This window comes from Rhizobacter sp. SG703, from assembly GCF_012275445.1.
Classification (GTDB): Bacteria; Pseudomonadota; Gammaproteobacteria; order Burkholderiales; family Burkholderiaceae_C; genus Rhizobacter.
In genome coordinates this window covers 299,316-312,460 of the sequence record NZ_JAAZQK010000007.1, presented here as the reverse complement: position 1 = coordinate 312,460, position 13,145 = coordinate 299,316, and the positions used below count along the sequence as shown (strand labels likewise).

The window sequence follows — 13,145 nt, the reverse complement described above, 5'->3', positions numbered from 1 at the left end:
AGGGGGATTTTTCATCGTGGACATCGGCTCGGCAGCAACGGTCGTCGCTTTCACCGGCGTTCTCGCCTATGCGGCAGCGTGTCTCTGGTTCGCGCACCGTCACACGCGGGCCCGTCCGAAGCCGCCGGCGCGCGGCGCAGCCGCCCTCGACCGGGTGGGTTTTGCGGCCCGCGACGGCTGCGCCCGCGTCTGCGGCGAGTACCTGCCGGTGCCGGCCGGCCGAGCCGCGGTGGTGCTGGTGAACGGCCGCGACGGCCGGCGCAACCGCGAGCTGGCGCAGGCGCTGCGGGCACAGGGCCTGTCGGTGCTGGCCATCGACCTGCGCGGGCGCGGCGGCAGCAGCGCCCACCGGGGCAGCTTCGGCCGCCGCGAGCGCCACGACGTGCTCGGCGCGGTCGACTACCTGCTGGAGCGCGGTCACCCGCCGGGACGCATCGGCGTGATGGGCTCGGGCATCGGCGCGAATGCGGTGCTGGGGGCCGCGGCCGACGAGCCCGCGATCCGCGCGGTGCTGGCCGAAGGCACCGGCGCGACCCTCGATCGCGCACTGCGCCGCCGGTGGCAGGCGCTGCCGTGGATTGCCGGCGCTCTGGCGCCGGGCGTGCTGGCAGCTGCCTGGTGGCTGGGCAGTGCCGCCATGGACGACGACTGGCTGCGCCGGCGCATCGGCGCGCTGCGCGGCCGGGCGCTGCAGCTGGAGTCCGGGCGGGCCGCCGCCGGCGCGACGGCGGCGTACACGGCGCGCGTCGCCGCCTTCTTCTGCCAGCAGCTGATGACCCCGCGCACCGTCTGCGTGATCTGGCCCGAGCCGGCCCGTGCCGCCCCGGCCGTGGCCTGGGAGCGGCTGGCCGCCTGAACGGGGGAGGGCCTTCGGGGTGCGACGGGTCGCCGGCCTGAGACAATCGGCGCATGCCCACCTCTTCGATGCCGCTCGACGGCAACCCCGCCTACGCGCTGCGACCCGCCGAACTGCGCGACGTCGTGCCGATCGTCGGCCTGATCCGCGAACTCGCCGAGTTCGAGAAGCTGACCCACCTGCTGCAAGTCACGCCCGAGAAGCTGCGGCCTAACCTGTTCGGCGAGAAGGCCGTGGCCGAGGCGATGGTCGCCGAGGCCGACGGCGAGGTGATCGCCTTCGCGCTGTTCTTCACCAACTTCTCGACCTTCCTGGCCCAGCCCGGGCTCTACCTCGAAGACCTGTACGTGCAGCCCGCGCACCGCGGCGCAGGCGTCGGCGAGGCCATGCTGACGCGGCTGGCCCGGCTGGCGGTCGACCGCGGCTACGGCCGCTTCGAATGGAGCGTGCTCGACTGGAACGAGAACGCGATCCGCTTCTACGAGCGCATGGGCGCGACGGTGATGCCCGACTGGCGCATCTGCCGCATCACCGGGGAAGCGCTGGCGCGCTTCTCTGGATAGGGCCCCCCAGTCGCTTCGCTCCTGCCCCCGAGGGGCGCCACCCGGCGGCCCGGCAAAGCCGGTTCCGCGGGCGTTGCTTGATCGGCTGCGCAGCAACGCGCATTAAGCTTGTGGTCATGCCTGACGTTGACCACTATCACAGTCTGTACTCAAGCTTCCGCTGGCAGGTGCCGGCCGACTTCAACATCGGCGAGGCCTGCTGCGGGCGCTGGGCGCGAGAGACGCCGGATGCGATCGCGATCCGGCATGAACGCGAAGACGGCACCCGCCGCACCTGCAGCTACCGCCAATTGCAAGCCCGCTCGCGGCGGCTGGCGGCAGCCCTGCAACGGCTCGGCGTGCGACGCGGCGACCGTGTCGCCATCGTGATGGCGCAGCGCATCGAGACCGCGGTCGCGCACATCGCGCTGCACCAGCTGGGTGCGGTCGCGATGCCGCTGTCGGTGCTGTTCGGTCCCGAGGCGCTGGAGTTCCGGCTGCAGGACAGCGAGGCCTGCATCGCGATCGGCGATGAAGCGTCGATCGGCGCGTTGCGCGCGGTGCACCCGCGGTGCCCGTCGCTCGCGTCGCTGGTGGTCGTCGGCGCCGCGGCGGCCAGCCCCGGCGAGGTCGCCTGGGACGCGCTGCTGCAGCAGGACGAAGCCGGCTTCGTGCCGGTCGCGACGCGTGCCGCCGACCCGGCGATCCTGATCTACACCAGCGGCACCACCGGCCCGCCGAAGGGCGCGCTGCTGCCGCAGCGGGCGCTGGTCGGCAACCTGAGCGGCTTCGTCGCGAGCCAGAACTGGTTTCCGCGCCGCGACGAGGTGTTCTGGAGTCCGGCCGACTGGGCCTGGACCGGCGGGCTGATGGATGCGTTGCTGCCGACGCTGTGCTTCGGCCGCGAGATCGTCGCGTATCAGGGCCGCTTCGGCCCGGAGAAGGCCTTCGAACTGATGGCGCGCTACGGCGTCACCAACGCCTTCCTGTTCCCGACCGCGCTGAAGGCGATGATGAAGGCCGTGCCGGCCCCGCGCGGGCGCTACGCGCTGCGCCTGCGTGCGGTGATGAGCGCCGGCGAGGCGGTCGGCGACGCGGTGTTCGCCTGGTGCCGCGAGCAGCTCGGCATCACCGTCAACGAGATGTTCGGCCAGACCGAGATCAACTACGTGGTCGGCAACTGCACCGAATACCTCGATGCCGACGGCCGCGTGCAGCCCGGCTGGCCGGCGCGGCCCGGCAGCATGGGCCGGGCCTACCCGGGCCACCGCGTCGCGGTGCTCGACGATGCCGGCCACGAATGCCCACGCGGCACGCCCGGCGACGTCGCGGTGCACCGCCGCGACGTGCACGGCGACCTCGACCCGGTGTTCTTCGCCGGCTACTGGCGCAACGACGGCGCGACGCGCGCCAAGTTCACCGGTGATCCGGACGACAGTTGGTGCCGCACCGGCGACACCGCGTTGATGGACGACGACGGCTACCTCTGGTACCAGGGGCGCAGCGACGACGTGTTCAAGGTGGCGGGCTACCGCATCGGGCCGGGCGAGATCGAGAACTGCCTGGTCAAGCACCCGTCGGTGGTGAACGCCGCGGTGGTGCCGAAGCCCGACCCGGCGCGCGGCGCGCTGGTCAAGGCCTACGTGGTGCTGGCCGACGGCGTGGTCGGCGATGCCGCGTTGGTCGGGCAGCTGCAGGCGCATGTGAAGGGTCGGCTCGCGCCGTACGAATACCCGAAGGAGATCGAGTTCATCGACGCGCTGCCGATGACGACCACCGGAAAAGTGCAGCGGCGGGTGCTGCGGCTACAGGAGGAGGAACGAGCGAAACAACGATAGAAATCGTTGTCGTGTGCTGCGGCGTGGTCTGGCGCCCGCCCTTGCGACTGTCACGACGTAGACTGCCAGCAAGGCACGGACAAGGAGGGCGCATGTCGCTCAAATCAGATGTAGATGCGAAGCGTCGCGAGATTTCTTCGGACAATCTTTCGATGTCGATCGGCGAGTTGCTCAATCTGTACAAGGACAAGGAACTCGATATCCACCCTGAGTTCCAGCGTGTCTTTCGCTGGGAGAGTCAGCAGAAGTCGCGGCTGATCGAATCGCTGCTGCTAGGGATTCCACTTCCGTCGATCTACGTCGCGACAAGTGACGCCGGAGTGTGGGAAGTTATCGATGGCGTACAGCGTCTCTCCACGATCTTCGAGTTCATGGGAGAACTGCTGGGTCCGAATGACGACGCCAAGCTTGAACTGCAGTGCAAGCCGGCTCTTGTGCTGGAAGGGACCAAGCACTTGCCGAGTCTGGAAGGAGCGACGTTCGAGACCATGGATCATGCGCTGCGCCTGGAGTTCAAGCGGACGCGCCTGGACATCAAAGTTCTGGCAAGAGAGCAGCAAGGCAAAGCCACAGGGAAGTTCGATCTCTTCGAGCGACTGAACACGTATGGTGAGCCGCTGTCTCCGCAAGAACTGAGGAATTGTGTGCTGGTCAGCCTGAATCCCGGCCTCTTCAGATGGTTGAAGGAGCTGGCTTCCGATGCTCACTTCCGTGCCAGTGTGCTGCTGAGCGAAGCGCAAGTCCTTGAGCAATACGATATGGACCTTGCGTTGCGCTTCGTCACGCTGCGCGACGTTGATCCGACCTCGATCGGAGACGTGCATGAGTTCTTGAGAGATCGGATGGAGCAGATCGCTACCGATCCGGAGTTCGATACCGAATCCGAGCGCGAAGTGTTCCAGGAGGTGTTTGCTTTCCTTGACGCGACGCTGGATGGCGATGCATTCAGACGTTGGAATGAAGGCCGCGACTCCTTCAGTGGCGGATTTTCGCTGGGGGCATACGAAGGCTTGGCGCTCTCCCTCGGGCGGCGCTGGCAAGAGGTCAGAGCTCATCACGACACGTTCGACATTCGCACGGTCGTCAAGTCCCTCTGGTCCACGAAGGCGTACCAGGAGAGCTTCTCCGGTTTGCGGGCGCGGGAGCGGATGGCCCGCGTGCGCCCTGCCGCCGATGCGCTGATTGCTGATGAACTCGCTCGCTGTGCGCCCCGCCGACGCAGCGCTCCGATGGCACAGGCTGCTGCCAAGGTTGTACCGACGAGCAAGGCCGCAGCCAAGCGGGTGGCTGTGCCGCGTCGACCTTAGGAGCCGCCGTGAGCGTTCAGTCTCTGGAAGGCCTGCAGGCTGCGCTGGAGAGGGATCTCTCTTGGCGCAAGAAGGAGCTCAGTGGCTTGCGCATTTCCGCCATGAGATCAGCGACAGAAAGGAACTATCTCTTTCGGGCCGGCCTCGTTCTCATCTGCGCCCACTGGGAGGGCTTCTTGAAGAAGGCCGTCGAGAAGTATGTGGCGCATGTGTTCGCACAGGGGCTGCGGTTGCATGACTTGGCGCCCGTGTTTGTTGCGCAGGCCCTCTTCTCGGATGTCCGGCGAGCCAGCGAGGCTGAGTTTCCTGGCAGCGAAACACACGTTCGGCTGGCAAAGCGAATTCAGCAGGGGCTTGATGTGGTGTGCTCTCGTTCGGAGTGGGTCGCAAAAACCGAGGGGAATCCCGGCAGCACGCTGGTGGCAAGGCTTCTCGGCTCGGTGGGAATCGATGCAGAGATCGGGCTCGACGCGGCTGGCTGGTCCACGACAAGAGTGTTCATCGATGAGCAGGTCGTGGCAGATCGTCACAAGGTTGCCCACGGGGACGGTTTTCCTGTGTCGAAAGAGCAGTTCCTGGAACGGTCCGGCCGGATGCTCGATCTCCTGGATCGTCTCAGTTCGGAGATCATTCGAGCCGCCGAGACGAAGGCCTATCGACTGTCGTGACGGCGCATGTTCCCCGAGTGGTCATGGACGACTGATGATGCCCAGTGCAGGCAGGCGGGCGCGTTTGTTCATAAACTCGCGCGATGACCACCTTCACCACCCTCCCGCTAGGCCGCAGCGACCTGCGCGTCACCCCCATCTGCCTCGGCACGATGACCTTCGGCGAACAGGTCGATGAGGCCGCGGCGCATGCGATCCTCGACCAGGCCATCGAACGCGGCATCAATTTCATCGACACCGCCGAGATGTACGCGGTGCCGACGCGCCGCGAGACCTACGGCGCGACCGAACGCATCATCGGCAACTGGTTCGCGGCCCGTCCCGGCGTGCGCGGCAAGGTGGTGCTCGCGACCAAGGTGGCCGGCCCCGGCCGCAACATGGACTGGGTGCGCGGCGGCAGCCCGAACCTGCTGCCGTCCGAGATCGTGCAAGCCTGCGACGACAGCCTGAAGCGGCTGCGCACCGACGTGATCGACCTCTACCAGATCCACTGGCCGAACCGCAACGTGCCGACCTTCGGCGCGCTGTACTTCGACCCGGCGAAGGACGCCGAATTCAGCAGCATCCACGAGCAGCTGCAGGCGCTGGCCGGGCTGGTGAAGGCCGGCAAGGTGCGGCACATCGGACTGTCGAACGAGACGCCGTGGGGCGTCGGCGAATTCGTCAAGCTGGCCGACCAGCACGGCCTGCCGCGCGTGGCCACCGTGCAGAACCCGTATGCGCTGACCAGCCGCGCGCTCGACAACGGGCTCGACGAGACGCTGTACCGCGAGCAGGTCTCGCTGCTCGCCTACTCGCCGCTGGCGTTCGGCGCGCTGACCGGCAAGTACGACGCGGTCGGCTTCGACGCCGCCGACAAGCCCGGGCGGCTCGCGATCTTCGATGGCATGAAGAAAGGCCGCTGGGGCCGGCCCGAAGCGCTGGCCGCAGCGCGCCTGTACAACGCGCTGGCGCGCCGCCACGGGCTGACGCCGACGCAGCTGGCGCTGGCCTTCGTCTACCGCAGCCGGCGCGTCGCGAGCACCATCATCGGCGTCACGTCGCTCGCGCAGCTGGACGAGAACCTGGCCGCGTGGGACACGACGCTGTCGCCCGAGCTGCTGGCCGAGATCGACGCGATCCGCTGGACGCACCGCGATCCGGCCCAGTGATCGCAGGCCGGGAGCGTCTCAGCCGAAGGTGAACGCGAACGCGCGCACGCCGGCATCGAGGAAGCGGATCTCGATCGTGCGGTCGCCGATGCGGCCCTGCTGGCGCACCAGCTGGTACAGGCGCTCGCCGTCGATCACGCCGTTGCCGGCGGCATCGGTGTCGACGCCGTGGTCGGCACCCGGCGGCTTGCCGTCCAGCGTCAGCTGGAAGCGCAGCGGCTTGCCGGCCGATCCGCGGCCGAGCACCAGGTGCAGGTCGCGCGCATGGAAGCGGTACACCACGCTGCCGCCGGCGCGGTTCAGCTCGGCGAACTCGGGCCGCACGGTCCACTCGCCCGACAAGCCCCATTCGTTCAGCCGCGGCATCCCTGGCGCATAGGCATGGGCGCTGTCGGGGAAGACGCCGCCCGGCGACGCGAAGCCTTCGGCCTGCTGGTAGCCGACGTAGGTTTCCGACGACTTCGCGTTGCGCATGTCGGGCGGCAGGCCGACGCCGCTGGTGTCGAGCGCGACCGGCGGCACCGGCTTCGGCGCCGCCGCGGGGCCGGCCTCCTTCAGCAGCGACTGGATCATCGTCTCGGTCGCGTCGAAGTCGCCTTCGCCGTACTGCTGGTGGCGCACGCGGCCCTGCGCATCGACGAGGTAGAACGCCGGCCAGGCCCGGTTCTGGAACGAACGCCAGATCGCGAAGTTGCTGTCGATCGCGACCGGGAAGCCGATCTTCAGGTCCGTGGTGGCCCGCTGGACGTTCGCGAGGTTCTTCTCGAATGCGAACTCCGGCGTGTGCACGCCGACCACGACCAGCCCCTGGCCGGCGTAACGCTGCGCCCAGGCCCGCACGTGGGGCAGCGTGCGCAGGCAGTTGATGCACGAGTACGTCCAGAAATCCACCAGCACGACCTTGCCGCGCAGCGACTCGAGCGTCAGCGGCGGCGAATTGAGCCAGCCGACCGCGCCGTCGAGGCGCGGCATCGGTGGCTCGGCAGCGTGGACGGCCGGCGTGGCCAGGCTGGCGGCCAGCACGGCCAGACGGGTCAGCGTTCGGCACAGCGAGGCGATGCGGTGGAGGATGGACATGGCGGGCCTCAGCGGACGGCGTGCACGGCGTCGAGTATCACGGCCGCGACCTTGTCGGGCTGCACCTGCTGCGGCACGTGGCTCGTCTTCAGCGGGGTCACGGTGGCGCCGATCTTCTTCGCCATGTCCAGCTGCTGCTGCGGCTGGATCATGTGGTCGTCCAGCGAGACGACGAACCAGCTCGGCCGGGTCTTCCACGCGGCGGCCGTCACGGCCTGCCCGAACGCCTTGCCGAGGATCGGCCCCTGCGTCGCGAACATCACCGAGGTCTGCTTCGCCGGCAGGTCCGGCGCGAAGTGCTTCGCCATGCCTTCCTCGCTGAGGCGCAGGAAGCCCGACGCGTCGCTGACGAGGTGCGCCAGGCCCGGTGCCGGCGCGTAGCCCTTGCCGACGTCGGCGGTCGACTGGCCGGCGTCCGGTGCGAACGCGCTGACGTAGACCAGCGCGGCCACCTTGCCGTCGTTGCCGGCTTCGGTGATCACCGTGCCGCCCCACGAATGGCCGACCAGCACGACCTTGCCGGGCTGGGCGTCGATGGCGCGCTTCGCGGCCGCCACGTCGTCTTCCAGCGAGCTCAGCGGGTTCTGCACCGCGGTGACGCTGATGCCCTTGGCCTGCAGCAGCGGGATGACCTTGGCCCAGTCGGAGCCGTCGGCGAAGGCGCCGTGGACGATGACGACGGACGGCTTCGAGGCGTCCTTCGCATCGGCGGCCTGTGCGCCGGCGGTCAGCCCGACCAGCAGCGTGGCGCCGACGATGGCGGTGAGGGAGCGGAGTTTCTTCATGGGGATGTCACCTGGGGTTGAAAAGAGGGGGAGAGCGAAATCGGATCAAGCCTTCGCGGCGACATCGATCACCGCCTGCGCGAACGCATGCGGCGCTTCCTGCGGCAGGTTGTGGCCGATGCCGCCAGTGACGTTGCGGTGTTCGTACGGGCCGCTGAACTTGCTGGCGTACGCCGACGGCTCCGGGTGCGGCGCGCCGTTGGCATCGCCTTCCAGCGTGATCGCCGGCACCGCGATGCGCGGCGCGCCGGCCAGCTTTGCCTCGATCTCGTCGTACTTCGATTCGCCGGCCGCGAGGCCGAGGCGCCAGCGGTAGTTGTGCACCGCGATCGCGACGTGGTCGGGGTTGTCCAGCGCCTTCGCCGAGCGGTCGAAGGTCGCGTCGTCGAAATGCCATTGCGGCGACGCCGTCTGCCAGATCAGCTTCGCGAACGCATGGCGGTTCGCGTCGTAGCCGCGACGGCCGCGCTCGGTCGTCAGGTAGAACTGGTACCACCACTGCAGCTCGGCGGCCGGCGGCAGCGGCTGCTGGCCGGCCTGCACGTTGCTCACCAGGTAGCCGCTGACCGACACCAGCGCCTTCGTGCGCTGCGGCCACAGCGCCGCGACGATGCAGGCGGTGCGCGCGCCCCAGTCGCAGCCGGCCATCACCGCCTTGTCGATCTTCAGCGCATCCATCAAGGCGATCACGTCCTGCGCGATCGCGCCCTGCTGGCCGTTGCGCGGCGTGTCGGCCGACAGGAAGCGCGTCGTGCCATAGCCGCGCAGGAACGGCACGATCACGCGCCAGCCGGCCGCGGCCAGCAGCGGCGCCACGTCGACATAGGTGTGGATGTCGTAGGGCCAGCCGTGGAACAGCATGACCACCGGGCCATTGGCCGGGCCGGCTTCCGCATAGCCGACGCTCAGCACGCCGGCGTCGACCTGCTTCAGCGGGCCGAACGAGGTGGCGCTGCCGGGCGCCGCCTGCGCGGCGGAGGCCGGCGCGATCAGGCCCAGTTGCGCGGCGCCGAAGGTGGCCGCGGCGGCGCCGAACAGGTGGCGGCGTTGGAGATCGATCTTCTCGGACATGGCGAACCTCTTGTGTTGATGACGGGTCAAGGACAGGCCTCATTGAGCCGGCCCGACGTATCCGCGGTGTGTCATGAACGCGGCCGTTTTGTCCCGCGCCGTGTCGTCGCCCGCTCCGGACAAAGAGCGATACAAACCGGATTCCCTACACTCGCGGCCATGGCACGCAAGGACCACGCTTCCGAAACCCCCGCGACGCAGCTGCTGCGCAAGCACGGCATCGCGTTCACCGAGCACCTGTACGACTACGTCGAGCACGGCGGCACCACCGAATCGGCCCGCCAGCTCGGCGTCGACGAGCACCAGGTCGTCAAGACGCTGGTGATGGAGGACGAGACCGCCGCGCCGCTGATCGTGCTGATGCACGGCGACCGGCAGGTCAGCACGAAGAACCTCGCGCGGCAGATCGGCGCGAAGAAGGTCACGCCGTGCAAGCCCGAGGTGGCGCAGCGCCACAGCGGCTTCCTGGTCGGCGGCACCTCGCCGTTCGGCACCCGCAAGGCGATGCCGGTGTATGTGGAGGCCAGCATCCTCGAGCTGCCCGGCCTGTACATCAACGGCGGGCGCCGCGGCTACCTGGTCGGCATCGCGCCCTCGGTGCTGACCGGCCTGCTCGGCGCGAAGCCGGTGCAGTGCGCGGGTGCAGAATGAGCGCCCAGCCGCAATCGCCACTGCCACCGCACGCCAGGACCCCATGGAGACTCTCTACACCGTTGCCGCCGTGATCGCGGCCTACCTGATCGGCTCGCTGTCGTTCGCCGTGATCGTCAGCCGGGCCATGGGCCTGAACGATCCGCGCAGCTACGGCTCGGGCAACCCGGGGGCGACCAACGTGCTGCGCTCGGGCAACAAGACCGCCGCGATCCTGACGCTGCTGCTCGACGCGCTGAAGGGCTACGTGCCGGTGCTGCTGGTGGTGCTGTTCGGCGCGCGCTTCGGGTTGCGCGAGGGCACCGTCGCGCTGGTCGGCCTCGCGGCCTTCGTCGGCCACCTGTGGCCGGTGTTCTTCCGTTTCCGGGGGGGCAAGGGCGTGGCCACCGCGGCCGGCGTGCTGCTGGCGTTCAACCCGTGGCTGGGCGCGGCGACGCTGCTGACCTGGATCATCATCGCGGGCTTCTTTCGCTACTCGTCGCTCGCGGCGCTGGTGGCCGCGGTGTTCGCGCCGTTCTACCAGCTGCTGATCTGGGATGGCGGCCCGCTGGCCGGCGCGATCGTCGCGATGAGCCTGCTGCTGGTCTGGCGCCACCTGCCCAACATCCAGAAGCTGATCGCCGGCACCGAGAGCAAGCTCGGCAGCAAGAAGAAGGCGCCGGGCAGGGCCGCGCCCGCCGACCACGCGGCCCGGCAGGCCGCGAAACACGCCCACAAGCACTCCCACAAGCATTCCGACCACGGAGCCAAGTCATGACCCACGCCGTGCGGCGTTTCCACGTCGAGGACCGCTATTCCGACATGGCCATCCACCATGGCACGGTCTACCTTGCCGGCCAGGTGCCCGACGACACCACGCAGGACATCCGCGGCCAGACCCGGCAGGTGCTCGCGATGGTCGACCGGCTGCTGGCCGAGGCGCACACCGACAACGCGCACATCCTGATGGCGCAGATCTTCCTGGCCGACATGGCCGATTTCGCCGGCATGAACGAGGTCTGGGACGACTGGGTCGCCCCCGGCGACGCGCCGCCGCGCGCGACCGTGCAGGCGAAGCTCGCGAACCCGGCCTACCGCATCGAGATCGTCGTCACCGCGGCGCTGAAGGCCTGATTCCCCGCGCTGCCGGGCGAAAGCCGGACCGGCGCAGGGGTTTGTCGGCCCGGGGGCTTGTAGATGCGAACAGTTCGCATTTAAACTGAGCCCATGCACACCTCCACCCTCATGTCCTCCGCCGCGCAGGCCTTGCCCGCGGCGCCCGCCCGTTCCCTTCGTGCGCAGCCGGCTGGCGGCAGCGCTGCGGGGCCGGTCCGCTGCATCAGCAGCGCGCAGATCCTCGACGGCGAGACGGTCGTCGAGATCGAACACGACGGCATGCGCTACCGCCTGCGACAAACCTCGCTCGGCAAGCTGATCCTGACGAAATAGGGGTCGTTCGTCCTCAAGTCGGTGCGACCGGGCGCCGATAGCCTCCTGATCCCGTTGCGGCCGTCCGGGCTGCGCGGGCGACTCAGGAGACAACCAACATGAATTTCGTCAACCGGATGAAGATCGGGACGCGGCTGGGCCTGGGTTTCGGCGTCGTGATCCTGTTGCTGGTGCTGATCACCGGCGTGTCGGTGTGGCGCATTCGCGCCATCAATGCGGCCACGGCCGAGATCGTCACCGAGGGCTACGGTCAGATCGCGCTGGCCAACGAGATCGACCGTGCCGTCAACAAGCAGGCCAACCACCTGCGCAGCGCGGTGCTGGCCGTCGGCGACGAGGCCGAGGTCAAGGGCTACATCACGAAGGTCAGCGAAGCCACGCGCGAGATCTCGCAGCTGCGCGAGAAGCTGGCTGCGACCGGGGCCTCGCCGAAGGGCGACGAGCTGCTGAAGACCTTGCAGGAAAGCGGCGACGCCTACGTCAAGAAGCGCCAGAAGGTCGTCACGCTGCTGCAGGCCAACCTGCCCGATGCCGCGCGCAACTTCCTGTTGAAGGAAGTGCGGCCGCTGCAGGACGCCTACCTTGCCGCGTCGCTCGACATGGTGCGCTTCCAGGAATCGCAGATGCAGGCGGACGCGCAGCAGGCACAGGCTTCCGGCCGCGCCGGGATCGTCACGACGCTGGTGCTGGCCGGCGTGGCCGCGTTGTGCGCCGTCGCGATCAGCCTGGTCATCAGCCGCTCGATCACCGGCGCGCTGCGGCGCGCGGTGCAGGTGGCCGAGACGGTGGCGGCCGGCGACCTGACCTCGCGCATCGAGGTGCACGGCACCGACGAGACCAGCCAGCTGCTGGGCGCGCTGCAGGTGATGAACGACAGCCTGGTGCGGGTGGTGGGCGCGGTGCGCGCCGGCTCGGACAGCATCGCGACCGGTTCGAGCGAGATCGCCGGCGGCAATGCCGACCTGTCGCAGCGCACCGAGGAGCAGGCCTCGAACCTGCAGCGCACGGCCGCGTCGATGGAGCAGATCACCGCGACGGTGCGGGCGAATGCCGACACCGCGCGCCAGGCCACGCAGCTCGCGAGCTCGGCCCGCCAGGTGGCGGTGCAGGGCGGCGACGTGGTCGGCCGGGTGGTGACGACGATGGAAGAGATCAGCGCGAGCTCGCGCAAGATCAGCGACATCATCGGCGTGATCGACGGCATCGCGTTCCAGACCAACATCCTGGCGCTGAACGCCGCCGTGGAAGCGGCGCGCGCCGGCGAGCAGGGGCGCGGCTTCGCGGTGGTGGCGGCCGAGGTGCGCTCGCTGGCGCAGCGCTCGGCCCAGGCGGCCAAGGAGATCAAGGCGCTGATCGGTGCGAGCGTCGAGAAGGTGGCGGCCGGCACGCAGCTGGTGGGCAACGCCGGCGTGACGATGACGGACGTGGTCGCGCAGGTGAAGCGGGTGGCCGAGCTGATCGACGAGATCAGCAACGCGACCGGCGAACAGACGGCCGGCATCGGGCTGGTCAGCGATTCGGTGATGCAGATCGAGCAGGTGACGCAGCAGAACGCGGCGCTGGTCGAGCAGTCGGCCGCGGCAGCGGACAGCCTGCAGCAGCAGGCGGCGCGGCTGGTCGACGCGGTGCGGCAGTTCAAGCTGAAAGACGACGGGTTGCTGGTGGGTGCGGTTGCTGCCTGAGGTCTTGTGCCTCGCGCGCCCGCCGCCACCCCGCACCGCGCGCGAACCGCGTGTGTTCGCGGCGGCAACCGCTTGTTGTTGATGGGGTG

General features: G+C 69.0%; 14 protein-coding genes. 11 read left to right on the top strand and 3 right to left on the bottom strand.

Features of this window, described 5'->3' with window-relative positions; genetic code table 11:
- Positions 1-16: 16 nt before the first annotated feature.
- The 6 genes from FHT26_RS16985 to FHT26_RS16960 all read left to right on the top strand — a co-directional run bounded on the left by FHT26_RS16985 (position 17) and on the right by FHT26_RS16960 (position 6,362).
- A complete protein-coding gene (locus FHT26_RS16985) occupies positions 17-856 on the top strand; it encodes a serine aminopeptidase domain-containing protein (RefSeq protein ID WP_168561290.1) in 840 nt (279 codons plus the stop codon).
- Positions 857-909: 53 nt separating this feature from the next.
- The gene (locus tag FHT26_RS16980; protein WP_246867938.1) at positions 910-1,419 is read left to right on the top strand and encodes a GNAT family N-acetyltransferase; all 510 of its coding nucleotides are present in this window, start codon (positions 910-912) and stop codon (positions 1,417-1,419) included.
- 116 nt (positions 1,420-1,535) lie between these two features.
- The gene (locus FHT26_RS16975) at positions 1,536-3,236 is read left to right on the top strand and encodes an acetate--CoA ligase (RefSeq protein ID WP_168561289.1); all 1,701 of its coding nucleotides are present in this window, start codon (positions 1,536-1,538) and stop codon (positions 3,234-3,236) included.
- Between the two features lie 92 nt (positions 3,237-3,328).
- Positions 3,329-4,543, top strand: coding sequence for a DUF262 domain-containing protein (locus FHT26_RS16970; RefSeq protein WP_168561288.1), 1,215 nt, complete (start codon positions 3,329-3,331; stop codon positions 4,541-4,543).
- Between the two features lie 8 nt (positions 4,544-4,551).
- The gene (locus FHT26_RS16965; RefSeq protein WP_168561287.1) at positions 4,552-5,211 is read left to right on the top strand and encodes an MAE_28990/MAE_18760 family HEPN-like nuclease; all 660 of its coding nucleotides are present in this window, start codon (positions 4,552-4,554) and stop codon (positions 5,209-5,211) included.
- A gap of 83 nt (positions 5,212-5,294) precedes the next feature.
- Positions 5,295-6,362 carry an aldo/keto reductase gene (locus tag FHT26_RS16960; RefSeq protein WP_168561286.1) on the top strand — a complete coding sequence of 356 codons (1,068 nt, stop codon included), beginning with the start codon at positions 5,295-5,297 and terminating at the stop codon, positions 6,360-6,362.
- Between the two features lie 18 nt (positions 6,363-6,380).
- Here the strand turns inward: FHT26_RS16960 and FHT26_RS16955 are convergent, their stop codons facing one another.
- Genes FHT26_RS16955 through FHT26_RS16945 form a run of 3 tightly spaced genes read right to left on the bottom strand, consistent with a single transcriptional unit; the run spans position 6,381 to position 9,295 of the window.
- A complete protein-coding gene (locus FHT26_RS16955) occupies positions 6,381-7,439 on the bottom strand; it encodes a thioredoxin family protein (protein ID WP_168561285.1) in 1,059 nt (352 codons plus the stop codon).
- A gap of 8 nt (positions 7,440-7,447) precedes the next feature.
- Positions 7,448-8,224: an alpha/beta fold hydrolase gene (locus FHT26_RS16950; RefSeq protein ID WP_168561284.1), complete on the bottom strand. Its 777-nt coding sequence runs from the start codon at positions 8,222-8,224 to the stop codon at positions 7,448-7,450.
- A gap of 45 nt (positions 8,225-8,269) precedes the next feature.
- On the bottom strand, positions 8,270-9,295 hold the full coding sequence (locus FHT26_RS16945; RefSeq protein WP_168561283.1) for an alpha/beta fold hydrolase: 1,026 nt from the start codon (positions 9,293-9,295) through the stop codon (positions 8,270-8,272).
- A gap of 159 nt (positions 9,296-9,454) precedes the next feature.
- On the opposite strand from FHT26_RS16945, the gene ybaK reads away from it, so the two are divergent.
- From ybaK to FHT26_RS30385, 5 genes are all read left to right on the top strand, one after another.
- Entirely contained in the window at positions 9,455-9,946 is a 492-nt protein-coding gene (gene ybaK / locus FHT26_RS16940; RefSeq protein ID WP_168561282.1) for a Cys-tRNA(Pro) deacylase, read from the top strand.
- 43 nt (positions 9,947-9,989) lie between these two features.
- Complete coding sequence (plsY, locus tag FHT26_RS16935) at positions 9,990-10,703, top strand: glycerol-3-phosphate 1-O-acyltransferase PlsY (RefSeq protein WP_168561281.1); 714 nt, start codon at positions 9,990-9,992, stop codon at positions 10,701-10,703.
- Complete coding sequence (locus FHT26_RS16930; RefSeq protein ID WP_168561280.1) at positions 10,700-11,059, top strand: RidA family protein; 360 nt, start codon at positions 10,700-10,702, stop codon at positions 11,057-11,059. The genes plsY and FHT26_RS16930 overlap by 4 nt, the downstream gene beginning before the upstream one ends.
- A 93-nt stretch (positions 11,060-11,152) precedes the next feature.
- On the top strand, positions 11,153-11,374 hold the full coding sequence (hemP, locus tag FHT26_RS16925) for a hemin uptake protein HemP (protein ID WP_246867937.1): 222 nt from the start codon (positions 11,153-11,155) through the stop codon (positions 11,372-11,374).
- A gap of 98 nt (positions 11,375-11,472) precedes the next feature.
- Positions 11,473-13,056, top strand: a complete 1,584-nt coding sequence (locus FHT26_RS30385; RefSeq protein WP_168561279.1) for a methyl-accepting chemotaxis protein — start codon at positions 11,473-11,475, stop codon at positions 13,054-13,056.
- Positions 13,057-13,145 lie beyond the last annotated feature (89 nt).